21 protein-coding genes are annotated in these 24489 nt (G+C 56.5%); 12 read left to right on the top strand and 9 right to left on the bottom strand.

Annotation, left to right across the window (positions count from 1 at the left end; translation table 11 throughout):
* Positions 1-10: 10 nt before the first annotated feature.
* The 4 genes from C9413_RS03885 (at position 11) to C9413_RS03870 (ending at position 5148) form a co-directional block, all read left to right on the top strand.
* Positions 11-1606 (top strand): sulfatase-like hydrolase/transferase, encoded by a 1596-nt coding sequence (locus C9413_RS03885; protein WP_170250197.1) that lies wholly within the window; start codon positions 11-13, stop codon positions 1604-1606.
* A complete protein-coding gene (locus C9413_RS03880) occupies positions 1603-2901 on the top strand; it encodes a capsular biosynthesis protein (RefSeq protein WP_039845783.1) in 1299 nt (432 codons plus the stop codon). Before C9413_RS03885 ends, C9413_RS03880 begins: the two co-directional genes overlap by 4 nt.
* Before the next feature lie 63 nt (positions 2902-2964).
* Positions 2965-4188 carry a right-handed parallel beta-helix repeat-containing protein gene (locus tag C9413_RS03875; protein ID WP_052451583.1) on the top strand — a complete coding sequence of 408 codons (1224 nt, stop codon included), beginning with the start codon at positions 2965-2967 and terminating at the stop codon, positions 4186-4188.
* A gap of 114 nt (positions 4189-4302) precedes the next feature.
* Positions 4303-5148 carry a hypothetical protein gene (locus tag C9413_RS03870; protein WP_039846912.1) on the top strand — a complete coding sequence of 282 codons (846 nt, stop codon included), beginning with the start codon at positions 4303-4305 and terminating at the stop codon, positions 5146-5148.
* A 56-nt stretch (positions 5149-5204) separates the two neighbouring features.
* Here the strand turns inward: C9413_RS03870 and C9413_RS03865 are convergent, their stop codons facing one another.
* On the bottom strand, positions 5205-6026 hold the full coding sequence (locus C9413_RS03865; RefSeq protein WP_052451582.1) for a polysaccharide pyruvyl transferase family protein: 822 nt from the start codon (positions 6024-6026) through the stop codon (positions 5205-5207).
* A 792-nt stretch (positions 6027-6818) separates the two neighbouring features.
* Here C9413_RS03865 and C9413_RS03860 point away from each other — a divergent pair.
* Positions 6819-7814, top strand: a complete 996-nt coding sequence (locus tag C9413_RS03860) for a glycosyltransferase (RefSeq protein ID WP_170250196.1) — start codon at positions 6819-6821, stop codon at positions 7812-7814.
* Here C9413_RS03860 and C9413_RS03855 read toward each other — a convergent pair.
* Positions 7798-8751, bottom strand: coding sequence for a Stealth CR1 domain-containing protein (locus tag C9413_RS03855; RefSeq protein ID WP_039845782.1), 954 nt, complete (start codon positions 8749-8751; stop codon positions 7798-7800). The two genes, C9413_RS03860 and C9413_RS03855, sit on opposite strands and share 17 nt — an antisense overlap.
* Positions 8752-8841: 90 nt before the next feature.
* Between C9413_RS03855 and C9413_RS03850 the strand changes: the two genes are divergently transcribed.
* The gene (locus tag C9413_RS03850) at positions 8842-9987 is read left to right on the top strand and encodes a polysaccharide pyruvyl transferase family protein (RefSeq protein WP_039845781.1); all 1146 of its coding nucleotides are present in this window, start codon (positions 8842-8844) and stop codon (positions 9985-9987) included.
* A 146-nt stretch (positions 9988-10133) separates the two neighbouring features.
* Positions 10134-10781: a glycosyltransferase family 29 protein gene (locus C9413_RS03845; RefSeq protein ID WP_170250195.1), complete on the top strand. Its 648-nt coding sequence runs from the start codon at positions 10134-10136 to the stop codon at positions 10779-10781.
* 93 nt (positions 10782-10874) lie between these two features.
* On the opposite strand, the gene C9413_RS03840 is transcribed toward C9413_RS03845, so the two are convergent.
* Positions 10875-11156, bottom strand: coding sequence for a hypothetical protein (locus tag C9413_RS03840; RefSeq protein WP_170250194.1), 282 nt, complete (start codon positions 11154-11156; stop codon positions 10875-10877).
* 671 nt (positions 11157-11827) lie between these two features.
* Between C9413_RS03840 and C9413_RS03835 the strand changes: the two genes are divergently transcribed.
* The 3 genes from C9413_RS03835 to C9413_RS03825 all read left to right on the top strand — a co-directional run bounded on the left by C9413_RS03835 (position 11828) and on the right by C9413_RS03825 (position 15940).
* Positions 11828-13582, top strand: coding sequence for an ABC transporter ATP-binding protein (locus C9413_RS03835; protein ID WP_039845778.1), 1755 nt, complete (start codon positions 11828-11830; stop codon positions 13580-13582).
* Between the two features lie 474 nt (positions 13583-14056).
* Positions 14057-15052 carry a GSCFA domain-containing protein gene (locus tag C9413_RS03830; protein ID WP_082046551.1) on the top strand — a complete coding sequence of 332 codons (996 nt, stop codon included), beginning with the start codon at positions 14057-14059 and terminating at the stop codon, positions 15050-15052.
* Positions 15053-15349: 297 nt separating this feature from the next.
* Complete coding sequence (locus C9413_RS03825; RefSeq protein ID WP_170250193.1) at positions 15350-15940, top strand: class I SAM-dependent methyltransferase; 591 nt, start codon at positions 15350-15352, stop codon at positions 15938-15940.
* A 315-nt stretch (positions 15941-16255) separates the two neighbouring features.
* Here the strand turns inward: C9413_RS03825 and C9413_RS03820 are convergent, their stop codons facing one another.
* From C9413_RS03820 to C9413_RS03795, 6 genes are all read right to left on the bottom strand, one after another.
* Positions 16256-16528, bottom strand: a complete 273-nt coding sequence (locus tag C9413_RS03820; protein WP_039845776.1) for a DUF982 domain-containing protein — start codon at positions 16526-16528, stop codon at positions 16256-16258.
* Between the two features lie 132 nt (positions 16529-16660).
* The gene (locus C9413_RS03815) at positions 16661-18571 is read right to left on the bottom strand and encodes an adenylate/guanylate cyclase domain-containing protein (protein WP_039846906.1); all 1911 of its coding nucleotides are present in this window, start codon (positions 18569-18571) and stop codon (positions 16661-16663) included.
* A 189-nt stretch (positions 18572-18760) separates the two neighbouring features.
* Positions 18761-19534, bottom strand: coding sequence for a FadR/GntR family transcriptional regulator (locus tag C9413_RS03810; protein ID WP_039845775.1), 774 nt, complete (start codon positions 19532-19534; stop codon positions 18761-18763).
* Positions 19535-19543: 9 nt separating this feature from the next.
* The gene (locus C9413_RS03805; protein ID WP_039845774.1) at positions 19544-20824 is read right to left on the bottom strand and encodes a TRAP transporter large permease; all 1281 of its coding nucleotides are present in this window, start codon (positions 20822-20824) and stop codon (positions 19544-19546) included.
* 4 nt (positions 20825-20828) lie between these two features.
* On the bottom strand, positions 20829-21407 hold the full coding sequence (locus tag C9413_RS03800) for a TRAP transporter small permease (protein ID WP_039845773.1): 579 nt from the start codon (positions 21405-21407) through the stop codon (positions 20829-20831).
* A gap of 145 nt (positions 21408-21552) precedes the next feature.
* Complete coding sequence (locus C9413_RS03795) at positions 21553-22530, bottom strand: TRAP transporter substrate-binding protein (protein ID WP_039845772.1); 978 nt, start codon at positions 22528-22530, stop codon at positions 21553-21555.
* Between the two features lie 531 nt (positions 22531-23061).
* On the opposite strand from C9413_RS03795, the gene C9413_RS03790 reads away from it, so the two are divergent.
* Positions 23062-24081 carry a Gfo/Idh/MocA family oxidoreductase gene (locus C9413_RS03790; RefSeq protein ID WP_170250192.1) on the top strand — a complete coding sequence of 340 codons (1020 nt, stop codon included), beginning with the start codon at positions 23062-23064 and terminating at the stop codon, positions 24079-24081.
* 114 nt (positions 24082-24195) lie between these two features.
* A complete protein-coding gene (locus C9413_RS03785; protein WP_022716877.1) occupies positions 24196-24387 on the top strand; it encodes a DUF3008 family protein in 192 nt (63 codons plus the stop codon).
* Positions 24388-24489: the final 102 nt, after the last annotated feature.

The raw sequence follows: 24489 nt of genomic DNA, 5'->3' as shown, positions 1-24489 counted from the left end.
AAGAAAATCGATGGTTCCTTTGCGCTTACATGACGTCCCCTTTCTATTGGTTGCCTCCTGCTTTGCCCTGACGTGCATCTTCGTCTATGCAACGGACTGGTTCGCGATGCCGTCTGCCGTCTATCGTCAGAACAACGTCGAGCGAACACCCTCACGCTATGCGCTCGATCTTGCCGCACGCCTTCCGGTTATCGCTCTGGTCTTTGCGGGTTTCTTTTCGGTAACGTGGCGGCCGATCTACGCCATGCAGGCGACGATGAGTTTCTTTGTGATTTTCACCGGGATTTCGCGCGCGAAGTTCAAGTTCATCCGAGAGCCGCTGATTTTCTCCGACATCGCGCTCGTCGTCGATGTTTTCAAATACAAGGAGATCTTCTACGCGACCTCCCTGAACATCTTCTTCTGGATATTCTCTTTCCTTTACGTCTTCGGCGTGACCGGGCTCTATTTCTATTTCGAGCCGCATATTTTGCCTGCCAGCGCACAGGGGTTCTGGGCCCTGGTCGGACTTGCCGTTGCCTTCGGTCCGTGGCTGGCGCTTTTCTACGGCCCTGTGAACGGGCCGGTCTCGCGGGCCACGCAGCAGCTGGTTGGACCGATCGATATCAAGAAGAATACGGTCCGTTTCGGTACGTTCACATCTGTCGTTCTTCATTTCATCATATGGCTCGGCCGCCGCCGCGAGAAGATCGTGCACGAGCTGTCGGTCATGCTGAAGTCGGCGCTGCACGATCTTTGGGATCCGGACGGCGATAACGAACCGCCTCTCATCGTCGTCTGGCAGTCGGAATCGTTCATCGACCTTCGTCATTTCGAGGTCAAAGATTTAAAGCTTCCCAATCTTGATCGACTGCGAAAGCGGGCGGCGCAGTGGGGCCGTATGACAAGCGTTTTCGAAGGCGGCTATACGCTTCGCACCGAATTTGCAATCTTAAGCGGCCTTCAGCCGGACGACGTGCATATCGATGCGAGCTATCCCTATCTGAGCGCAAGCCAGTACACGGATGTCGTCTGGCCGAATAAGCTGAAGGATGCCGGCTGGAAGACGCAGTTCATTCATCCCTACGATCGCACCTTCTTCCTGCGTCATAAGGCAATGCCGCAGCTCGGCTTCGATCACATGATGATGCTCGACGAATTCGATCATAATCCGGAGCGCGACGGCCCTTATGTTAGCGATCAGGCGCTGACGAAGAGCGTCATCCGCGAGATCGAAAAGGATCCGGATATCAAGAATTTCCTGTTCGTCGCCTCAATGGCCAACCATGGCCCCTGGGAAGCCGGTCGCGTCGGTGATCTAACCGATCCTGTGGAGATCTATTCCGAGCTCCTTCGCCGCGCCGATCATGCGCTTGGGAACCTGGCCCATCATCTCGACACGCTGGACCGGCCAGTCTGGTTGCTCTTCTACGGCGATCATGCGCCGCTCTTGAAAGCTTTTGCCGATCCGTTTCCGGACCCGCGCACCGATTACGTGATCGTGCCGCTCGGCCGCGCTCGCTCGCATTCGCAGCGTCCCGTCCCGCCCCGGGAAGAAGCGCCGTGGAACCTGCTCGGAACGCTGCTGCGCTTTGCTGGTCTTAGCAAAGAGTTGCCGGCGGAATGATTGTGTCGGCCCCATCAGAGGAGAAGGCGAAACGCGTCTTCCTATTTCTCCAGGGGCCATCGTCCATCCTCTATTGCAAAATCGCGGACCGTCTTGAGGCAGCCGGCTGCGCGTGCCTTCGCGTCAACCTCAATAGCGGAGATTGGCTATTCTGGCGCAGGCGAGGTGCCTTGAACTATCGCGGTCCTTTCGCCGCTTGGCCGGGCTATGTCCGTCATCTTATCGCGGACCGCAAGATCACCGACCTTATCGTCCACGGAGAGGAGAGACCCTACCACCGTGCTGCGATCGCCGAAGCCCGCGCAATGGGCGTTTCGATCTACACCATCGAGATGGGGCATTTGAGGCCTGATTGGGTGACCATCGAGCGCGAGGGCCTTTCGTCCAACTCGCGTTTTCCCGTTGATCCGGGTCATATACTTGCGGCTGCGGAGGGCCTGCCGGAGCCGGATTGGAACAGGCGTTACAGTCATACTTTCCTCTCGGAAGCGATCGCCGATTTACTTTATTACCTGCCGACCGTGTTCTTCTCGCTTTTTTATCCGCATTACCGGCGGCACGGGCTGTTTCATCCGCTCGCAGAATATGCCGGCTGGCTGAGGAGGCTCGCAACTGGCCGCAAAAGGGCTCGCGAGGCGAATATCAAAGTTGGCCGGCTGTCTTCCGACAACGCAGCGTTCTTTGTCTATCCCCTGCAGATTGCGACCGATTATCAGTTGCGCGCCCATTCGCCGTTCCACAGCCAGCGGGATGCCATCCGTTTTATTCTGCGCTCATTTGCCGAGCACGCATCGCAAGATGCGAAACTACTCGTCAAAGTGCATCCGCTCGACAACGGCCTTATCGACTGGGACGACTATGTGAACGCCACCGCCCTGTCGCTCGGCTTGTCCGGCCGCGTGCAGGTTATCGACGGCGGTGATCTCTCGGCGCTGATCGTTGCAAGCCGGGGCATGGTCACCGTCAATTCGACAGCTGCACTTTCAGCATTGCAGGCAGGCAAGCCTGTTAAGACGCTCGGAGTTACGATCTATGATATCGAAGGACTGACGGATCCGAAGTCAATCGACCTTTTCTGGCAGGATCCACAACCCCCATCGGCAAAGCTTCTTGACGCGTTCATGCGATTGCTCGCAGCCACCGTGCAGGTTCGCGGGAACTTCTATTCGAAAGAGGGAGCGGAGGCTGCTGCCGAAAGCATTGCTGCCAGATTGCTGGCGCGAAATGTCAACGAGCCGGGCGCATACGTCGAGCCGCCGATCCGCAAACATCCGATGAAAATAGACGTCCCTTGACCGACATCTGGTAAGAAGTCGGCAGGGTGAAGATTCGCCTCCACGCAGGGCAACGGAGATAGAATGATACTCGGGAAGACGAAAGCTGTCATAATGTCAACGAGCCTCGCCTTGTTGGTTGGCTGCCAGGGCGGAGCGGCCTATATCGACAGCTCCTTTTTGCAGTCGGATCTTGGGTATCAGAGGCCGCATCCTCAGCGACCACCGGGCCCGTCCGTGCCGTCGCCTGATGAAGGCGAAAACAGCAGGCCCACGCCTGTCGAGGAAAGCCCCACCGACACCTCGCCACCACGCGAAGAGGCTGGACACAACACACCGTGCGGACAGGAGACGATCGCCAAAATAAAGGCCCCTGGTTCAGAGCCGGTTTCTTTGCGGTGCAATATCCAGCTGTCTTCGCGTGACGTCGTGACCCATCAACTGATCTTCGAAGGAAGTGCCGCTTCAAACGCGGTACTTGATTGTGGCGGGGGGCTAATTGACGTTAGTTCAGGTGGTTCGCGCATGCAGAAAACCGGGATTGTCGTTCGTTCGACGCGAATTGCGTCTGGGCAATGGGATGCTCCGCGCAATGTCACCATTCGCAACTGCCGGATCAGAGGATTTGTCAGGATTTACGGTCTCGGAGAAAATGCGAACGGCGCAGTTATGAAGGCCTCTTCACTCAAGCCTGACCACATCAACTATGCCCAAGCCGCGGCACCGGCCAACGTGAAATTTGAAAAAGTCCAGATCGAGGCGCCCAATGGCATACCCTTTTATGTGGGGCCGGGCGTAACAGGAGCGGCTTTGATTTCGTCTCAAATATCAGGCCGCAGCACCGCGGTTGCCGTATATCTTGACGCTGAGTCAGCCCGCAATACGATCTCCGGAAACGTCTTCAGCATCAAAACGGATAAGCGTGAATTGATAGCAATCGATGGTTCTGCAAGAAATACGATTTCCCGCAATACATTCGAAAACTCCGACAATGGCGGAATATTCGTCTATCGCAATTGCGGAGAAGGCGGCGTCATTCGCCACCAAAAACCGGAGTTCAATCAAATAACGCAGAACACGTTTCGGTATTCTTCCGGCCGCCAGCAACCGGCAGTTTGGTTGGGATCCCGCAACGGAGGCAAGGACTATTGCTTTACCGACCCGGCCTATCCATTTGGCAGCAGCGCAAGCAATGCAGACTTTGCTGACAACAACAATGTCGAAGGGAACAGGATCGTCGGTGGTGGTCGCAATCTGATCGTTAGCAGGGGCGGCAACAATGTCGTTCGAGACAACACGTCACAATAGGCGGCTTCTGACAACGGAAACCATGGCTACGTGCTATTTTGCATCTGCTGGCACGCGCCATATCTGTGCAAAGCGCTTGGAGCATTGGAATTTTAGAAAGGAATGGCGGAGCAAATGGCTGTGAGCGAGACGCTACCTGCGGCAGGCACGAAACAGGTGATCTGTATAAATTGGGGTACGAAGTTCGGCCCCCCCTATATCAATCGCCTTTATGCCATGGTTGCGAGAAACATCACTCCGCCGTTTACGTTCACATGTTTCACCGATAAGCGGGATGGCATTCGGCCTGAGGTTCTTTGCGAGGACCTACCGCCATTAGACGTCACGAAGATGCCGGAGAAATCCCCAGGGATTTGGAATAAGGCGCGGCTTTGGGGGGAAACCTTGGGCTCACTCAGTGGCCCGGTTTTGTTCCTCGATTTGGACCTTGTGGTTGTTGCGTCGCTCGATCCGTTTTTTGAGGTTGGCAGCGCCAACGACGTTGTTATGGCGCGCAACCAGACCACGCCTTTTGAAAAGCTAGGACAGACATCGCTGTTTCGATTTCCGGTGGGCAAGCTCGCGCCACTGCAGGAAAAATTTAAGGCGGCACCACAGGCGATTGCGGATCAGTACCGGTTTGAGCAGCGCTTCGTAACCAAGAACGTTCCGGACGGTCCGAAGTTTTTCCCGCGCGAGTGGGTGCTGCACTTTCGTCAAGATTGCCGGCGTGCATGGCCGCTCAATTACGTCCTTGCACCGCGGCTCCCTCGGAGCGCAAAAGTAGTCATTTTCCCACGCGGTCTTCGCCCGGAGCAGGCAATAAGTGGGAAATATCACGAACGGGGCGCCGACAATCTGTTCGGACATCTTGTGGCAAGTTTCAACAAGAGCAAGCGGCAGAAGCGGGACTCGTTCTTCGCGCATCTTCGCCATTTTATCCGCCCGACACGCTGGGTGGCGGATCACTGGAGGGAGTAGGCAGGTTAAGCGCTTTTCATCGCAGGCCTGGCGACAACAGACGTTTTTGCAGGCCGCTAGGCCAAGGCTGCAGCGATCCTGTTTCGCAAGTCCTGCCGGATTTGCGTTTTGATGCCATCAATATCCAAGGCTGGCGGTATCTCAGCAACCCTACTTGCAAATGGGTGACTGATAGGATGCCACTTCGAATGCCGCTTAAGTCCGATTTCTTCAACTATTGCGGTGCGATTGGTTTTGGGGCCGATGAAGACGGTTGGAATGCCCATAGCCACACAGGGCATTGCGCAGTGAATGCGCTTGGTGACTATCAGCGCCGCTTTGCGGCCGTATGTTTCGATAATCTCGCGTGCAAACCTAAGACGTACTTCCGTCGGTGTCTCTGCCACCCGATGGCTAACGGTTTTCAATTTGAGCCCGTGGCTTTTGCGAAAGTTCGGCGTCAGGTCGCCGAGATCTGCTTCAACTAGGTAGATCGAATCAGGTTTCCGATCGGAAGGCGCATCGAAGGTTAATGTGGAGCAAAGCGAAAGGTACGCTTCAACTCCTAAAGACCGGATGAATGCCACCGTGCCGCTATCGCGACATCCGATGGGCTCATGTTTTTTTAAGTAAGCTGCATGTCGGGCGATCGTCGGCTTAGCTCGCTTCTGTACGTGAAAGCCAAAAAAAATAGGTTTAATCGCTTCGCTCGGTGGCCAGTTATCGAGCTCTTCTAAAAACCATCCGTTTGTGACCAGGATGGCTTGGGGGCCATCGTATGTGTTGAGGTGGTCTCGGTCGATGTATGCGTCAACGCGCGGCAAATGCTGCATCACAGCCACGGTCTGAACGTCGTCGCCAATGTTATTGCTGAGCCAGTTCAGCGCCAATATATTCATTGAATCTCTCTGAGTTTTGCCTCCTGATAATACGCAGTGCCTCAGATTGCAATCGCTCTCGCGGGTTAGATAGGCGTGCTGCAGCGACACTCATCTCTAAATCGCACCGCGCCAGTCTGCCGACAATACTGCTGGTAAAAGGTGGCTCTCGGCTCGAGATACATCGTATGAGCCCGAAGGCGATCACGCGGCAACGTTTGCCTTTCGAAATTTATGACCTGCAGCGTATCGGCGATACAGTAGCGCTGCAGCGAGCGGTGACCGGGAAGAGGGCTTTACGCCGCGAAAATATCCGCAGACTACATATCGCCCTGGACGATGGCAGGCAGATGTCAACTAGCCATCTAGGTTAGAAATAGTTTCGCAGCAGCGACATTGTGCCTAGCCAGCCGAGTTTCCCTCCAATCCAGCGGTCCATCCCATGGCGGCCATCGACCAAAGAAATGGGGCGCGTGTCGTTGTTGTCGGCGATCCTTTGCTCGCCTGCTCGATTTAAATGCTGCTCTATGTTATGGGGCAGCACGTTGAATGGAACTGCCGATGCCCCGATACCTTTCATTAAGACGATTATTCGCCCGATGGATTGAGCCTCCTCCTAGCGGCGTCGTCGAAGCCTCGAACTTTAGACAGGGGGACACGTTTTCGGTCGATATCTGCATCGTGACGAATTGCGCCTTTGTCGGTGGAAATGCATCAACGACTGTCACTGAGCTAAGGGCGTTTACCGCCGCTGGGCTGACTGCGATCATAGTGCACTGTCCAGTCAAACGGTCGCTATGGAAACGCAATTGGGTGGCCGAACGCTTCTTACCTTTCATGGACAAAATCGTTCCGGCGGATAACGTCAAATACATCAAGTGCCAAACCCTTATCGCCCGTGGCCCGCGCATGGTTATGACGCCCATCTTCCGCAATCTGATGAAGAGGATCGATGGCGAACGGGCTTTATTCGTCGTGAACAATTCCGCGTGGAGCGAGAACGGCAAACCGCTGTTCAACTGGCCGGCGCTATTTCGTCGCGTGGCAAGAATCGGAGTTCCGCACTCGAATATCTATCCAATCAGCCCAATTATCCGCGAAGAATGCAGAAGGGTCCTCTCGAAATCTGCTGGCCCGGATTTATTGGCACCGATCGATTGGCCACCGGCTTTCAAAATTGAGGATTTCCCCTTTGCGCCGCGGACGCACCTAACAGCCCCTGTCGTCATCGGACGACATGGCCGGGACCACGACGGAAAATGGCTCGAAGATGCGGAGGAACTTCGGGCTGCCTACCCTTGCCGCACTGATATTGTCGTAAAGATCATGGGCGGAGCAGAAACGGTTAAAAAGCGGTTGGGCGCCTTGCCCTCTAACTGGGTGGTCGAACCGTTCGGCACGACGGGCGTTGGAGACTACCTTTCGCAACTTGATGTGTTTGTAAACTTCCCGGCACGAACAAGAGACGAAGCTTTTGGGCGGACGATAATCGAGGCGGTACTTTCGGGACTTCCTGTGATCCTTCCTCCTGCATTCGAGCCCACGTTCGGTGATCTGGCGCTTTATTGCGAGCCACATCAGGTGTCAGGGCTCATCGACAGGCTCGTGAGCGATGATCACGGTCGTATCCACTATATTAACGCATGCCGAAGGGAAGCGGCAGAACGCTTCGGCTCCCACACGCTTTTGAAGCGGCTGAAAACTCGCGACACCGACGGAACCTACTCGCCCACGCTCGACGGCGGTTCACAGGCTTTCCGTAGAAGGATGATGGGCGAGTCCGCCCCGGAGACTAACGTGACAGCCTAAACCACTCTTCTAAGCCCGAGGAGACAACACGACTGTCCTGTTCGCTCATTGCATCGAGGCTTTGCACACAGATGCACGCAAGTTCACCGCGGACCAGAGCGCGCATCGTAGCAGCGATTTTAGCCGACGCCCGTTTATTTCGAGGAGGCTTTATAAACCCAACGTCAGTAGGCGCCTCCACGAAGGAGCCATCATTCAGTTCCAGGTTGTTTGCAATGCCGATTGGAGAAAATTGCGCTGGACTACGAAAACGATAACCAGCCTGTGCACGCAGCGCTGTAATGTCTTGCTCCAGGAAAGCGGCCATCGTCGATCTTCGCATGGCGTGAGGGTGATGTCCCGCAAGGAGATAATCATCGGTTCGCCCTGCCAAGCGCGCAGCCATTTGCTGGGCCTCTTTGAAGCCTGCTCGCTTCGGACCACGGCGAAAAAGGCCCTTAAGCCACGTGATTGAGCCATTGGGAAAATGCCTTAGCTGCCCCCTGAGCACAGGTCTGCCATCTCGAAAAAAGTAGTCAGCTGTTAAGCTGCGTCCAATGAAAATGTCATCGTTGAGATAGATAAACTGTTCGGCGAGATCCGGAATGCGATACAGCATCGTCTCAACTGAGCGTGAGCTGAAAACCGGGAGCAAATCGTCATGCTCTCCGTAAATTGCACGGTGACTTACAATTTCGATTCGACTTTCCCAGTCGGGGGTCGCAGCTAGGAGGCTTTCCAGAGCGTCAGGTTTTTGGTCGTCGGTGACGACAAATACGCGTCGTATAAAAGGACAGAAGTGCAAGATCGACCAGACACAGTATTTAATCTCACCGCGATGCGCGAAGCGCGTCGAGGCGGTAGCCATAGAATGCATTCCCTTTGGTTGAAAAACAGCCCTTTTTGCAACATGGGCAGGATCATCCCCATCGACCCAAGTAACAACTGCGTCAATCAAAACAAAACTCCGCTCCCCGACCAATCTTGACAGCGCCTCTCGGCACATGCAACGCCACGCAAAACTAAACGAAACCGAAGAAAGCACAGCATGAAAGCTCCCGTCGCGATCGTTTTCGCCAACCTTAAAGGTAATTTAGGCGACTTCGCAATATTGCATGCGATGCTCGTCGATCTAGAACGAAAGCGTTCAGGGCATCCTGTCCATGTCTATTCCCAAGGATTTGTATCCGTAGATCGCGCCAGGCTCGCGGCCTTTCGGAAAGTTGCTCCACCGTTTGAACTTGCAGGAACGACATTCACGGACAATCATCGTCTCCACCGGGTAAGGGTCAAAATTGCGAGATTTTTTCGCCTGCGGCAGCGTTACCAAGCTTTAAGGATCAAATCCTTGGCTAGGAACGCGACTCCCGACGCGGAAACTTTTTCGCGATATGATGGAGTCTATATTGCCGGCGGAGCACAGTGGACGGGTGAGAACTCGGGAGTATCTATGTTCGCCACGCTAAGAGCTATGGCTGCACATACCGATCGAATCTTTTCCTATCCCGTCTCTGTCTCTTCATCCCTTTGGAAGGTGAACACCCGGAGCGGTTTAGCTGCCGATTTTTCCCGCATCCAAGGCCCGCTCATCGCTCGCGACAGCACATCGGAAGGTATGCTCAAGGGTCTTGGGCTCGATGCTGCGCTAGGTGCCGACTGTGTCTTTTCGCTAGCTGAAATTGGAAAAAGCGTAGAGGCCGCACCTCGTGGGAAAACGCTACGAGTGCTACTCGTAGTAACGAGTCAGGAGGCGATCGCAATCAGCGGGGCGCTTCAGCGTTTGCGCCCGCACGGCATTTCGATTGCACTTCTGACAACCTGTGAAAGCGAGGACTTCGCGGTTCAAAAGCCGAGCGCCGAGGCGTACGGAGCACAGTTTCTCGCGCCTCTAACCTGGCAGGAGACCGTAGCCGAAATGAAAGCCAGTGACGTCGTCATTACCAATCGGCTTCACGGTCTCATCCTCGCATCATTTGCGGGTGTACCCATATTGCCTTTGACTGATCGGTCGAAAGTTCTGGCAGTGGTCAATGATGCGGCGTTGCCGTTGAAAATATCGAACCTCGAGTCTCTGAATGTCGAGATCGTGAAGGAGGCCGTCGACCGACGCGCAGAAATTGTCAGCAAGATTGCCGATTACCGAGATCGCGCACAGTCAAAGCTGCGTAGCCCAATTCCGGATGAACGGGTGTGACCAGAGAAGCATACGTGAGACTACTCAGCCAGACTGGCCGCACTTTGGACGTCATCCAACGGTGGATGAGATTCAAATTTATCGCTTCACCGCTTAATCCGTGGCGAATACCGTTACTGAATGCGTCGGCCTTTGCAGGAAAGAGAGTGATAATTATCGGCCCCGCACAAACGGTTGTCGAGGATCTCGAGAACGTCAGCGTTGACGGCTATGATGTGATCGTCCGGCTGAACAACGGGATAGCGCTTGCTCAAAAAAATCCCTCCGTTCTGGGCTCGCGTACCGATGTGCTGTTTCACAATCTTATGGAGCACGGCGACCGAAGCGCAGGCGCTATCCCGGCGCCCCTCCTGCGAGAGCAAGGCGTTCGCTTTTTAGTGTTCCCTCACTGGGGCTTCAAAGGTAGCAAATCTCGTTTGTACAAGAAGCGCGAGGAACTGCACGGTTGTCAGGCAACCGAACTAGTTGTGCCTTCAACTCGCTTTTGTGAGGGTGTGCGGCGCCAGCTGGACGGATTTCAACCGACGGTCGGCGCCAGTGCAATCCTCTTTTTTCTCAGCGCACAGTGCAGAGAAGTCGCCATCCACGGCTTCACGTTCTTCCAGACACCTTATCTTCTCGGCTACAACGACGCCGTGGCGACTGCCGATGAGGCACGCGCGTGGGCGGCGGCGTCGTACGTGCACGATCCAGCTCGGGAGAAGACAGTCGTTATGCGCTATATTTCTGCTGCAGAGCAGCGAGGAGTGCGCGTTGCGCTCGGGGCCAACGTACGGCGGTTCCTATTTGGTTAGATGGCGTCACCATGAAACTGGATCGCCCGAAGATATCAAACACCGATATGGCGTTTTTCAGCTAGCAGTATCGTTTCAAGCAGCGACGACGGCTCAGCGCATCAGGACGACGCGACCGTTACGAACCAGCGAATATGCGTACTCTCGTTCCGCAGCCCAATCATGCGGTCCGCGGTTGTCTTTCCGGCGATAGTAGCTCATGCTCTCCTTGAAATCGAAGCCGAACATCCAAACTTCAGCCTCCGTTAGTTCGGTTAGCATGTGAAGTGCTCTTGAGCCGATCGAGGGAGACGCACCTAGCCGAGCCGTCAAATCGTCCAGCAATGCGATAGGATAAAAGGCCTGCTGCGGATCCTCGCACAGGTCGCGTTCCATCGCGCTCATCCAGACGGAGAAGACACCGTCGAAATAGCGCCTCTTAAGTCGCACACGCCAGGATGCGCGACCCATATTGTAAAGGAAGCTTGATCTTGTGCTGAAACAATGGATATCGATCCTCCGACCCTGGGCAGCTGGGCGTATTGGCACTCCGGAATTGACTCTGACTACACATCCATCGTCGATTTGCGCACCGAAGCGCGAGGAGAGCAGAGACGCTGCATTACCGACCAGCGAGATCCTCCTTCCCGCGATGACGCTACGGAGATTGAAGCAGAATTGGTCTTCGTCCTGATCTGTCATGGAGCCGTCTCTCGCACAGTCAATTCATTGCAGATCACGATTCTGCGGCATTTTTCGTGCCTGGCAAGCTCCGGTGGCGGCAAAGGCTAGCAGGCTGTCAGAAAGAGGACGGCCACGTGATCTCGTGGCAGCAGCGTGACGTCAATCTGCTGCCCGACCCCATTCTAAAGTTAATGGCAGTCGCGTTCTCGCGCAGCGTTTACATGAATCTGATGGCTGTGCAAAGACGGTCAGCCGAATGCTTCCGGGCAGACAGGCCGTTTTATCAGGCGCGATGAATACTCGACTTTCCGGTCATTGGCCGGTAAGACGCCAGCTCGACCCTACCGCTTGGCTGAGCCGACGGGAAATTCATACGAGCGCTCATGTCTCCAGCAAAACCGAACGTCCGCACTCTTGAGATATTGAAGCGGGTGGTCTCCGAAAACTTCCGGGACCATATCCCTGGCTATAGCTTCGCAATTGCCTGCCTCGTTGCGGTCGCGCTTTCTACTGCCTATACCGCCTACGCAATGAAGGGCATTGTCGACGAGGCCTTTGTCAGTAAAGACGCAAAGCTTGTATGGCTGATCTGTTTCTCGCTGTTCGCCGCATTCGTCATCCGAGGATTTGCAAGTTACGGTCAGGCTGTTGCGCTTTCAAGGGTCAGCAACAGTATCGTCGCCCGCTACCAGAAACGGCTTGCGGCTCATCTGATGACGCTTCCGCTCGAATTTTTCGACGAACGACGGTCGGGGCAGGTCGCTGCGTTGCTGAGCCAGAATATCTCCGGCATACGGGACGTTCTCAATCTGACGGTTACGTCGACGGCGCGGGACATGCTCTCCTTCGTCTCGCTGCTCGCAGTGATGGTCTATCAGGATTGGCTGCTGAGCATCGTCGTTTTGCTGATGGCACCAGCGCTGCTCTTCGGGCTCAGGTTTTTTTCACGTCGCCTTAAAGAGGTTGCCTTAAAAGGCATACGGCTCAACGGCATTTTTTTCGGGACCATGCAGGAGACGATCCAGGGTATTGCCGTGGTTAAGGCCTTTACGATGGAGCGCGCGCTGGAAGCCCGGGTCGAAGATGTCATCGTTGCGGTCGAAAATCGATCCAATCAACTTGCCCGCCTATCTGAACGCAACGCACCAGTAACCGAGAGCTTTGCTGGCCTCATGCTTGCGGGCGTACTTGCTTATGCCGCCTATCGCTCGATCTATTTCAATGTACCGCCCGGCGCCTTCTTCTCGTTCTTCACGGCCCTGCTGCTGCTCTACGATCCCTTGCGCCGTCTTGCGAAGCTGCAGGTGCAGATGGAGCGGGCTGCCGTCCACGCACGGATGATCTACGATCTGTTAGACATGGAACCACGTCAGCGCGACCTGCCGGATGCAAAGCCGCTGAGGCCGACGGAGGCACGGATCGAGTTCCGCGACGTCTCTTTCGCTTATGGCACCGATACCGTGTTGAACGGCGTCAGCTTCGTCGCCGAAGGCGGTAAGACGACGGCGCTCGTCGGCCCTTCCGGTGCCGGAAAATCGACGATCATGAATCTGATCCCGCGCTTCTATGACCCGAAGGGCGGCGAGATCCTGATCGACGGGCAGGACATCGCCCATGTCACCAAACAGTCCCTGCGTGAGCATCTCGCCTATGTCTCGCAGCAACCCTACCTCTTCGAAGGCTCGATCCGCAACAATATCCGATATGGCCGGCCCGATGCGACGGATGCCGAGGTCGAGGAAGCCGCACGGCTTGCCTACGCGCATGATTTCATCCTCGCGCAGCCGCAGGGTTACGATACGCCCGTCGGCGAAAACGGCGTGACTCTGTCGGGCGGCCAGCGCCAGCGCCTGTCGATTGCCCGCGCGCTAGTGCGCAACGCCCCAATCCTCTTGCTCGACGAGGCCACCTCCGCCCTCGACACCGAGTCCGAAGCTGCCGTCCAGAAGGCTCTCGACGAAGCGATGACCGGCCGCACCGTCGTCGTCATCGCCCACCGGCTTTCCACCGTCGTGCGCGCCGACAAGATCGTCGTCATGCAGCAGGGACGTGTCGTCGAAGAAGGCGATCACGAGACGCTAGCGAAGCTTAATGACGGTCTTTACGCTCGGCTTAGCCAGTTGGGATTCAGTGCTTAAAATCGTGGCGGGGAAGAACTTGGGCGGGATTTAGTGCCTTCCCCCAAACCCGTAGAGGCTTGTGCTCGGGCCTTTGGATTAAATTGGCAGCTGGAAATTTCAGCGACATCCTGAGAGAAGCGGACGGCTCACACAGCGAGTGGAAGGAGCATGTAATCGATGACTACGCCGATTTGGTCAAAAATTTCGATCATTTCCAAAGATAGCAACTTGGATTGCTCCCGCTAACCTTCGTCTACGAACGGGAGCTGCTGCGAATGATAAACGGCGAAGATGGAACATCGTGGTTGCCGCTCGTGGCGCAAGGTGTCATTGGATCACTCGGGTATACCGTGGATGCGAACTATATGACTATGGCTTTGAGGAACGATATGTTCTGCGAGTTGTTGAAGCCGACAGTCGGTTTCTTCCGTCGGATGTAACCCTCGTCCAGGACCGGTGTATTTACCGGTGGAATATTCGGGATTTAACATTATGTCCGCAGCTGCAAAAAAAACAATGATTTACCGTGTGAAGCGCGCGTTGGGCCTTGTGAAGAAAGAGGAGAGCGCGAACCATATTTACTATGAGACGGGAAAACGGACGCGGCGCGCTCATGCCACCTGGTATCGCGGTGAAACGACCAATTTCTATCCGGACAAGCAGGCGATCAAAGATCTGAGTTCTGTCGATGAATATGTTGGAAAGGGATGGTTACCAACCGCGCCCCTGATTAGCAAAGAACACTATATCACAGCCTTCGGAAGTTGCTTCGCCAGCGAGGTTACCAAATTCCTTTACAAAGAAGGCTATCAGGTATTCGGCCGCGACATGTCCCTCAATTCTTACGTCGTGAGAAGTGGGGAGGGTATCGTGAATTCGGCGGCTATCCGGCAACAGTTCGAATGGGCGTTTGAAGGAAATGCCCCTAAAATCGAGCTATGGCATGACAAGGCGGGTGTGCCGGGCGACTATTCCGAGGACGTCAGAAATTCCACGAAACAAATCTTTGAGAAGTCTGACGTTTTCATACTGACTCTGGGGCTTTCAGAAGTCTGGTACGACAAGCCCACCGGCGAGATATTCTGGCGTGCTATTCCAAAGCGCGACTTTGATCCGCAACGGCATGGATTCAGGGTGATGAGTGCGGCCGAAAACCTTGATAACCTCAGGCGTGTCTACGAGTTGATTAGAACACATCGTCCAGACGCGACCATCATCATGACGTTGTCGCCTGTGCCGCTTGCCGCTACTTTCCGACCGATTTCATGCATAACTGCCAACTCGGTGTCGAAAGCCTCCTTGCGAGTAGCCATAGACGAACTGATGCGAGAGCCTCAACCTGCAGAGGATAAAAAGTTCTTCTATTTTCCGTCCTACGAAATGATTACGTCTTTTCTCCCTGATCCGATGAAAGACGATTTTCGTCATCCGACAGATCAGTCGGTCGACTTCATCATGCGCACTTTTCAACGACATTTCCTTATTTAGCGAGTGCCGCCGCGTCCCATGATCCTTGTTGAGCTACCTGCAACGGTCCCCGGTGCGAGGTGATGCGCTCGGCAGGGTACTGGGGATGAATTGAGTTGCGATTGGATTGGGGGCGCAGCCTTCGCTTTGACAGTGGCGTTGATATCGCCGTGCTGACGCGGCTCGTTCGGGCGGTTGAGACGGCATCAAGCCCGCAGAACTCGAACAGAGCGAAGGGCGTGTTCCAGCATTGACAACGGTCTTTCGCCATGAGAGGTGCGACGCGGTATCATGCTCCAAATAATCGGAGAAGCGATTTTGGAACGCAAATTCATCGATGACTATGCACATCTTCATTCATCCGGCGTCTATGGCTTTGGGGGGAGGCACTTGCCGGAGGTTTTGCCGCATTTGATGGCGTTCAAACCTGAATCTCTGATTGATTACGGTGCTGGTCGAAGCCGCATTGCTGAACGACTCGGGAAAAAGGCCGGCATAAGGGATGTCGTAGCTTTCGATCCGGCTATTCCTGACAGGGCAACCCCGCCGAACCGCCGCTTTTCCGTTGTGGTCAGTTTCGATGTACTGGAGCATATTCCGGAAGAAGAAATGGACGCAGTTCTACGCGAAATGGCGACGCTCGCACCAAATGCATTGCATGTGATCGACACACGACCAGCAAAAGCTACCCTGTCCGATGGCCGAAATGCACATGTTTCGCAGCATGACGAAGAGTGGTGGCTTGAACGGCTAAGTCACTTTTGGCCTGGAACGGTGCCCTTCGCAATGAAACGCGGGAGAGTTGGCATCAAGACCTGGCAAAATTCTCTGCCACGCTGGAAGCACAACATGATAGTTCAGCGGGAGAAAATTGCGATGAAGCTCCGCAAGAAGATTGGAATCAACTGAGCTAACGTTCACCTCTTGCCGCCTCGGACCCTAACCATGGCCATGCGATTGGCAATTCGGCGAGGAACCCATTGATAGTCGGCTGCTCGGGTTCGCGGGCCACTTTCGCGTGTTCGGATTAAGAAGCTCAGCGCTACGTTGGTAGCAGAAGGCGGGCAGCAACGCACCAATTGCTTGCCCGCTATTGCCAGTCGAATATCATCACGAGCGACCAGTTACCGCGACCCAATCCTTCGGTGACCTCACAGAGCGCTTCCGCACGAATGCGATATGATAAAAACGCATCCTGGCCAGCCGCTTAGAGTTGCACGGAAATCAGACTCTTACTCGGATAACGTCAGGAATTTCGACGGGGATGTGCGCTTCATGGGCGGCATCGATGAAGGCTTGCCTTGCTTGCTCTTTCGACGTTCTTCCCTCCGCTACGCCGATGCATACCTCCATGGCATCGAAAAATGCCTTGCCATCAGAGACTGGCCAATACCGGAGAAGGATATCGAGGGCTTCCCGGGTATTTGTTATCGTGTAGAGCTGTCCGCTTTGCTTGCAGACGATCATTACCGGCTGAACCCACTGCGCACTGTCCATGGCTCATCCCACAACCTATCGGCAAGTTAACACTCGCTGGAATCCTGCGCAGGCGCAAGCGGATTCAGAGGTTGGATTGATTTCTCATCGATCCAGACGGCACAGAGGACGCGCGCGGATCACTTGCCGCGCTCATGCAGTGTTTCGTTCGATAAAGCCTGAGCGCAAAGCGGTTTCTGGAGCCTTTGCACGGGAAAGTTCCTGCAGGAATTGTTCCATCAGAGGAGAATCTCCAAAGCGCCGATAGTTGCGTTCGGAGGCCAGCGAGAACTCGGGTTTGGTTTGCACCAATCGCGCCATTGCAACCTGGGCTTCTGCCACATCCCCGCGACCCGCCAACAATGCGGTTCGGATCAGCAGGCAATCCGCGTCCTGCGGCGCACGGATCAGGCACTCTCCAATGACGCTGTCCGCCTCTTCCAGACGACCAGCGGCATAAAGTGCCTGGCCGTGGACATAGGTGTAGTATTCCGGCGCCATGGGGTGCAGGCGCCGCGCGCGTTCGGCATTGCTTACTGCCTCGCGGTAAGCACCGAAACGGACCTGCGCCTTTGCCAAGGCCATGAGGCTGTCAGGGTCGTTGGGGTTGAATTCCACCGCGCGGCCCGCGGCCTGCATGGCGCCGGGATAATCACCGCTGGCTGCAAGACCGAAGCTCAACACCTGGTAACCAATGGCAAGGTTGGGATCGAGACGGATCGCCTGTCGCGCCTCGCTCAAGCCCGTTTCCACATCGGCCATCGTGGCTCGACCGCTTATGCCTTGGGTCATGTCGACGATGTAGGTCATGCCGAGATGGGCTCGCGCCAACGCATACCCCGGATCCAGCTCCAACGCCCGATGATAAAGCGCTCGCGCGGCAAGAAGCGCTTCGTTGTCTTTCGAACCATGTTTGTAACGATCGCGCGCCTGGAGGACGAGATCATAGGCCTGCAGGTTTTCGGTTGGCCGTTTTGAGGCGTCGGCAACTTCAGATTCGCGAACATACGATACGAGGTGCGAAACAATCTCGGTCGTGAGTTCCGTCTGTACGGCAAAGACGTCTGCGACACGGCGATCATAGCTTTTCGACCACAGATGGGCGCCGCTGCGCGTATCAATCAGCTGCGCGACGACGCGAAGCTGATCACCCACTCGCCGCGCGCTGCCTTCCACAATATAGCCGGCATCCAACTTTTCGCCGACGTCGCGGATATCGGCCGCCTCTCCGCGCAATGCGAATGTGGAATTGCGAGCAATCACCTGAAGCTCGGGATTGCGTGCCAGTTCCGTGATGATGTCTTCCGTCAGTCCATCGGCAAAATAGTTCTGTCCCGTATCGCCACTCATATTGTCGAAGGGAAGCACGGCAACTGAGGGACGCCGATCCATATCTCCGACGCCGGTCAGCCAAGTAACCCTGTCGGCGATCGTTTCTGTCATCGCTTTCAATCCAGGAACCTGGGTTGCTGCGATGACAAGGAGGACGACGCTTAGGCCAATCGCATAGGGCACCGCCCCGCGCGACCGGTGCAGGGCGCGCGTAAGCCACCTCAATCCGCTACCGCTGGCGCCGTCTAACCTGACCGCATAGACCTCAAGTTGCTCGGGGATGTTTTTGACTTGCCGTAATCCGATTCTGTGGAAAAGGTCACTACGACCGCGGTCGGCGCTCCGTACGACCGCAGCGCTCACAAATATGCTGCCTGGCTCGGCCATGGCTTCAAGCCGCGACGCGACGTTGACGCCATCACCAAACATGTCGCCATCATCCTCGATGACATCTCCAAGATTTATACCGAGACGCAGATTGAAAGGACTTTCGGCAAAGCCGAGCTGGATGCCTATAGCCGCATCAAGCGCCTCATTCACGCTTGGAAATGCGGCAAGGAACCCGTCGCCGGCGCTCTTGAAAATCCGGCCTCCGTGGCGCTCGACCGACGGTTTGATTATATCGTCGAAAACTGAACGCAGCTCTGCATAGGTCGTTGCCTCATCATCGGCCATGAGGCGGCTATATCCGGCGATGTCGCCGGCCATGATCGCAGCGAGCTTTCTTTCCACGTTCACTCCTCGTTACTCCGGCTGAAGATTACAGCATGGGCGTGATTTCAGCCATTCACAGTTGAGTGCGCACAAGGTTTCAGCCGTGGATGCGATCTGCATGCCCTTTTGGAACAGACGCCAGTTTCTGAGCTGCGTGCGAGCGTGCCTCTGCCAAATACAGGCTGCCTTCGGGTTGGAAGTAAAGGATCAGCCCTTGCGCTTGGCGGTTCCTGAAATCCATTTTGCCTGCTGGCCGCTCAAAAGGGCGCGATAGCGTTCCTGGCTGGCGGTCAGGTGGGCGCGCATGGCGGCGCGGGCGGCTTCCGGGTCGCTTGCGGAAATCGCCTTCAGGATTGAAAGATGCTCGCGCTGCAGTCCTTCCTGATAGTTGCGCGAAAGCATGCTGTCGGTACCCCAGGGCGAAGCGACATCGCAGGGGATTGCCCGCATGCCGAGTGCATCGAGGACCTCGACATAATAGGAGTTGTTCGTGGCAGCCGCAATTGCGCGGTGGAAAGCGAAGTCGCTCTTGCCTGTTGCCTCGCCACGCTCAAGCAGCCGGTCGAATTCGAAGAAAGCTTCGTGGATCTGTGCCTCCTGGGCGCCATTGCGACGGAGCGCAGCAAGCCCCGCACTTTCGATCTCGAGCCCCATGCGCACCTCGATCACGTTAAGCGCATGGGAGATCTTGTTGCCGACGTCAAGCGTGATCGAACCGAAGGCAAGCGTCGGGTGGTCCTTGACGAAGACGCCGGCGCCTTGCCGCGCCTCGACGAGTCCATCGGCGGCAAGGGTCGCAATCGCCTCGCGAACAACGGTGCGGCTGACGCCGAAGAGCTCGCCCATCCGGCTCTCCGTCGGCAGTTTCTGGCCGGGCGCGTATTCCCCAGACAAGACCTGTGCGCGGATGGCCGAAACCACGCTTTCGGAGAGTTTCGGCCTTCGCTCGATCCTCAAATCAACCGCTGTATCGGCCGCCATGTCGCTCTCCTATTTGAACGCAGCCGGTAGCCACAGCGAAATGGCCGGGATGTAGGTGACCAGTCCGAGCACAACGATGCCTGCGCCGTAGAACGGCCAGATCGAGCGCATAGCCTCCCAGACGGAAATCTTGCCGACCGCACAAGCCACGAATTGCACCGCGCCGACTGGGGGCGTGTTCAGCCCGATGCCGAAATTCAGGATCATGATCACGCCGAAATGCACCGGATCAACGCCGTAGGCCTGCGCCACCGGCAGAAAGATCGGCGTGCAGATGATGATCGTTGGTCCCATGTCCATGAAGGTGCCGAGCACAAGCATCAAAACATTGAGCAGGAGCAGCACAGTCAGTGGATCGTCAGCCACGGCCTTCATCCAGGCAACCAGCGAGGCAGGCACCTTGAGGAAGGCCATCAGCCAGGAAAAAGCAGCCGCGGTGCCGATGATCAAAAGCACCATAGCCGTTGTGCGCACGGCGCCTTGCGTGGCGTGGACGAAGTCTTTCCAGCTCATCTGCCGGTAGACGAAGACGGTTACCAGCAGCGCGTAGAGCACAGCGATGCATGAGCTTTCCGTCGCCGTGAAGATGCCGGACCTGACCCCGCCGAAGATGATTGCGATCAAAAAAAGCCCGGGCAACGCGACAGCAAGCAGATGCGCGACCATGGTAAAGCCGGGGAACGGCTCCGTCGGATAGCCGCGCGAGCGAGCGACGATATAAGCAGTCACCATGAGTGCGACTGCAAGCAAAAGGCCGGGCAGTATGCCGGCGGTGAACAGGTCGGCGATGGATATCTTGCCGCCGGCAGAGATCGAATAGATGATCATGTTGTGGGAGGGCGGCAGAAGCAGCGCGATCAGCGCCGCCATCGAGGTGACGTTGACGGCGTAGTCCGCACCATAGCCGCGCTGCTTCATCTGCGGGATCATCAGGCCACCGACAGCTGCGGCTTCCGCCACCGCCGAACCGGAAATCCCGCCGAACAAGGTCGCAGTGACGATGTTGACCTGGCCAAGGCCGCCGCGCACGTGGCCGACGAGGGAAGCAGCAAAGGAGACGATGCGGCTCGCGATGCCACCGCGCACCATCAGGTCGCCGGCGTAGATGAAGAAGGGGATGGCAAGCAGCGAAAACACGCTCATGCCGGAATTGAGCCGCTGGAAGACGACCAGCGGCGGCAGGCCCATATAGACCACCGTGGCGAAGCTGGCGACGCCGAGGCAAAAGGCGATTGGCGTGCCTATCAGCATCAGAGTGGTGAAGACACCGAACAGAATCCAGAGTTCCATCGCGCTATACTTTCAAATTGACGTTCGGGTCGGCGTTGATGTTTTCGATCTCGACGGCGATCTCGGCCGGCAAAACCTCATCCAGCGCGTCGTCGATCGGTTCGCCGGCAAGGCGGAGCACGATGCGCTCCAGCGAGAAGATCACGGCAAGCACGCCGCCGCCGGCGAGCGGCAGATAGTCGAACGCGCCGGAAATACCCAACGACGGCAAGGTGGTGTTCCAGGTCAGGCTCATGAGCGCACCGCCGTACCAGATCATGCCGGCGCCGAAGGCGAGAATGACCACGTCGGAGATCATGCGCAGGACGCGCTTGCCGGATTTCGGCAGCACGTAGAGCAGCACGTCGAAACCAAGGTGGTTGTTCTCCCGGATGCCGACGGCAGCGCCGAGGAAGATGAACCAACTCATCAGCATGACGGAGCCCGGCTCCGTCCAACTCGGCGAATCGTTCAGCACGTAGCGGCAAAATACCTGCCAGGCGACGAAGGCCGTCATCAGCACTAGGCCGGCGCCGGCGAGCCATAAGGCGGCGTTGCTCAGGCGGGCCAGGAAGTTGACGGTGGGTGTCAGGCTATTCGACATAAAGGACCTCGTCGAATTGGGCGTTCACTCTCCCTTATCGGGAGGATCGGTGGAAATGTGCGCGAAACGGCGAATGAACCGGGGTGGGGATGACCGCCCACCCCGGTAGCTTACGTCGCCTTCCAAAAAGCGGAGGCAAGGAAGGCTACTGCACCGCCTTTACGTCCTCGACCATCTTCTTCAGCACGTCGTCTTTGACGTGCTTCTCGTAAACCGGGGCCATGGCGTCGATGAAGCCCTGCTTTTCCGGCGTGGTGATCTGCGCGCCGAGCTTTTCGACATTGGCGCGCGATTCAGAGACCTTGGCTGCCCAGAGCTCGCGCTGCTTTGCGACGCTGTCCTTGGCCGCCTGCTTGAAGATCTCCTGATCCTCCGGCGTCAGCTTGTCGAACGCGACCTTGTTCATGACGAACACCTCCGGCAGGATCGTGTGCTCGTCGAGCGAGTAGTTCTTCGCCACTTCGGCGTGCTTGGCGGTGTCGTAGCTCGGGAAGTTGTTTTCCGCGCCGTCGATGACGCCCGTTTCGATCGCCGAGTAGACTTCGCCATAAGGCATCGGCGTGGCGTTGGCGCCCAGCGCCGCCACCATGTCCACGAAGATGTCGGACTGGATAACGCGGAACTTCAGGCCTTTCATGTCGGCAACCGTGCTGATCGGCTTGGTCTTGTTGTAGAACGACCGCGCGCCGGCGTCATAATATGCCAGCACCACGAGGCCGGCCGGTTCGAACGCCTTCTTGATCTGGTCGCCGATCGCGCCGTCCATGACCTTGTGCATGTGGTCTTCTGAACGGAAGATATAGGGCAGCGCCGGAACGATGGTTTCCTTCACCGTCCCGTTGAACGGCGCCATCGAGATGCGGTTCAGCTCGATCACGCCCGAACGCACCTGCTCGATCGTGTCCTTTTCCTCGCCGAGCTGGGCGGAATGATAGACTTCGACCGAATAGCGGCCCTTTGTGCGCTCCTTCACCAGCTCGCCGAAATATTTGACGCCCTCGACGGTCGGATAGCCGTCCGGATGGGTATCGGACGATTTCAGCACCGTTTGGGCGCTGGCCGCGCTGCTCATGAACGAGGCGGCAACCATAAGACCCGCCGCCAGTTTAACTAAGTTTTTCATGCTCTCCTCCCGTTTTGCATGACGATTAATTTTTCAGACCAGGTAACGCTTTTTTGCGAGCCTAAGGCCTTCGCAAGCTTTCGTCCTCCTGCCGGGGCTCTTTCGCAACCGGACGCTGCTGGTCCGGCACGTTTGAGAAGCTTCACGAAATTAGAAAAGGGCTCATCGAGGGGATACCGACACATCTCGGGCCCCATAGGCTCACGATGGCGCGCGCTGCTTACCTCTGCATAAAGGCGCGCGCGCTGGCCTCCTGGAAAAAGAAGATTTGGATCGAAAAGCCCCCTCATTCTTGCCGCTCCTCCAACCGGCCCATTATGGCTAGAACCAGCAAGGTGTAATGTCAACATACAAAACCGACGTACTTGTATGATGAATTTCTTGGCACCGCCGCGCTGATTTCCCATCGTCAAGGCGCGGGACAAAACAGGCAGAGGAAGTTGGAGACGCGGCCATATCGAAGACATTGACAAGCAGGTGAATGCGGGCATTCCTGTATCGACCGACTGAAGGGCTGACGGAGGGACTGAGATGGCAAAATTGCGCATCGGGCTGATCGGTCTCGGCATGGCAGCAGCGCCGCATGCCAAAGGGCTGCTTGATCTTAAAGATAGGGTGGAGGTCGCTGCCGCCTTCAGCCCGACGCCTGCCAGGCGGCAAGCATTTTCAGAAACTTACGGTTTTGCGACTTGCGAGGACGCCGAGACAATATTGGCCGACCCGTCGATAGCCGCGGTCATGATCCTGACGCCGCCCAATACGCATCTTGAGCTGGTGCGGCGGGCAGCCGAAGCAAACAAGCATGTGCTTCTCGAAAAGCCGCTGGAGATCACACAGGAGCGGGCGAGGGCGCTGGTCGAGGTGACGGAGCATGCCGGCATAAAGCTTGGTATCGTGCTTCAGCATCGCTTTCGACCGGTCAGTATTGCACTTGCCGCACTGATCCATGAAGGGCGCCTCGGCGAGATCGTCAGCGCTTCGGCGCGTCTCCACAACTGGCGGCCGCAAAGCTATTATGACCAGCCGGGACGCGGCACGCGTGCTCGCGATGGCGGCGGCGTGCTTCTCACCCAGGCCATCCACACACTTGATCTTCTGGTTTCGCTCGCCGGCCTTCCAGAGGAGGTCAGAGCCTATACGACAACCAGCAAGGTGCACCGCATGGAGACGGAAGATCTGGCGATGGCGGCCATTCGCTTTACAAGCGGAGCAATAGGCACGGTCAGCGCTACCACCTGTGCCTCCCTCGGTTATCCGGACGAGATCGACGTCATCGGCACGCGCGGCATGGCCCGCCTTGACGGGCGACGTCTTGCCGCTTCCTTCCACGATGGAACCGAAATCTCAATCGAAGACGAAGCAGCCGGCGGTGCCGGCGCCGATCCTATGGCCTTCCCGCACGACCATCATCGCTCCGTGCTTGCCGATTTTCTCGATGCTATCGAGGATGGACGCGAGCCGTGCGTCAGCGGGCGCGAGGCACTGAAGGTGCACCGTCTCATCGACGCCATTCTCGCCGCCGCCCAAAGCGGCCAGCCGGAACGTCCGTAAAAAGATCCCGCGAGCAACCAAGCCGGCATCGGTAAGATCCGTCGGGGTTCTACTTGGCACGGGCTCAGGAACTATCCTTCTTCGCCGGAGTTGAGCGTGAAAAGGAGAACCGACATGCCAGCAAAATCCAAGGCACAGCAGAAGGCGGCTGGAGCAGCCCTTTCCGCAAAGCGAGGCGAAACGCCGAAAAGCGAACTCAAGGGGGCTTCCAAGCAGATGGTCAAATCCATGAGCGAGAAACAGCTCGAAGAGTTTGCCGCGACCAAGACCAAAGGAAAGCCAGAACACGCCTCCCGGAAGGGGTAGGATAACTGCGTCAAAGACGACCATCGGTCAGAACGCAATCGGTAAAAGGCTCGAACTCGCGAGCGCTATGAAACTGGTGCCGTGACTGCCGTTGTCTCTGGC

It is taken from the genome of Rhizobium sp. SEMIA 4085 (assembly GCF_013004495.1).
Lineage (GTDB): Bacteria > Pseudomonadota > Alphaproteobacteria > Rhizobiales > Rhizobiaceae > Rhizobium > Rhizobium gallicum.
Note: the sequence above shows the minus strand (reverse complement) of the source record. Positions and strands in the feature narration are given on the sequence as shown.

Bases quoted from the DNA above. Each gene is read 5' to 3' on its own strand.
- C9413_RS03885 (WP_170250197.1), top strand. From the start codon at position 11: ATGGTTCCTTTGCGCTTACATGACGTCCCCTTTCTATTGGTTGCCTCC.
- C9413_RS03880 (WP_039845783.1), top strand. From the start codon at position 1,603: ATGATTGTGTCGGCCCCATCAGAGGAGAAGGCGAAACGCGTCTTCCTA.
- C9413_RS03875 (WP_052451583.1), top strand. From the start codon at position 2,965: ATGATACTCGGGAAGACGAAAGCTGTCATAATGTCAACGAGCCTCGCC.
- C9413_RS03870 (WP_039846912.1), top strand. From the start codon at position 4,303: ATGGCTGTGAGCGAGACGCTACCTGCGGCAGGCACGAAACAGGTGATC.
- C9413_RS03865 (WP_052451582.1), bottom strand. From the start codon at position 6,026: ATGAATATATTGGCGCTGAACTGGCTCAGCAATAACATTGGCGACGAC.
- C9413_RS03850 (WP_039845781.1), top strand. From the start codon at position 8,842: ATGAAAGCTCCCGTCGCGATCGTTTTCGCCAACCTTAAAGGTAATTTA.
- C9413_RS03840 (WP_170250194.1), bottom strand. From the start codon at position 11,156: ATGGAACGCGACCTGTGCGAGGATCCGCAGCAGGCCTTTTATCCTATC.
- C9413_RS03835 (WP_039845778.1), top strand. From the start codon at position 11,828: ATGTCTCCAGCAAAACCGAACGTCCGCACTCTTGAGATATTGAAGCGG.
- C9413_RS03830 (WP_082046551.1), top strand. From the start codon at position 14,057: ATGTCCGCAGCTGCAAAAAAAACAATGATTTACCGTGTGAAGCGCGCG.
- C9413_RS03820 (WP_039845776.1), bottom strand. From the start codon at position 16,528: ATGGACAGTGCGCAGTGGGTTCAGCCGGTAATGATCGTCTGCAAGCAA.
- C9413_RS03810 (WP_039845775.1), bottom strand. From the start codon at position 19,534: ATGGCGGCCGATACAGCGGTTGATTTGAGGATCGAGCGAAGGCCGAAA.
- C9413_RS03805 (WP_039845774.1), bottom strand. From the start codon at position 20,824: ATGGAACTCTGGATTCTGTTCGGTGTCTTCACCACTCTGATGCTGATA.
- C9413_RS03800 (WP_039845773.1), bottom strand. From the start codon at position 21,407: ATGTCGAATAGCCTGACACCCACCGTCAACTTCCTGGCCCGCCTGAGC.
- C9413_RS03795 (WP_039845772.1), bottom strand. From the start codon at position 22,530: ATGAAAAACTTAGTTAAACTGGCGGCGGGTCTTATGGTTGCCGCCTCG.
- C9413_RS03790 (WP_170250192.1), top strand. From the start codon at position 23,062: ATGGCAAAATTGCGCATCGGGCTGATCGGTCTCGGCATGGCAGCAGCG.
- C9413_RS03785 (WP_022716877.1), top strand. From the start codon at position 24,196: ATGCCAGCAAAATCCAAGGCACAGCAGAAGGCGGCTGGAGCAGCCCTT.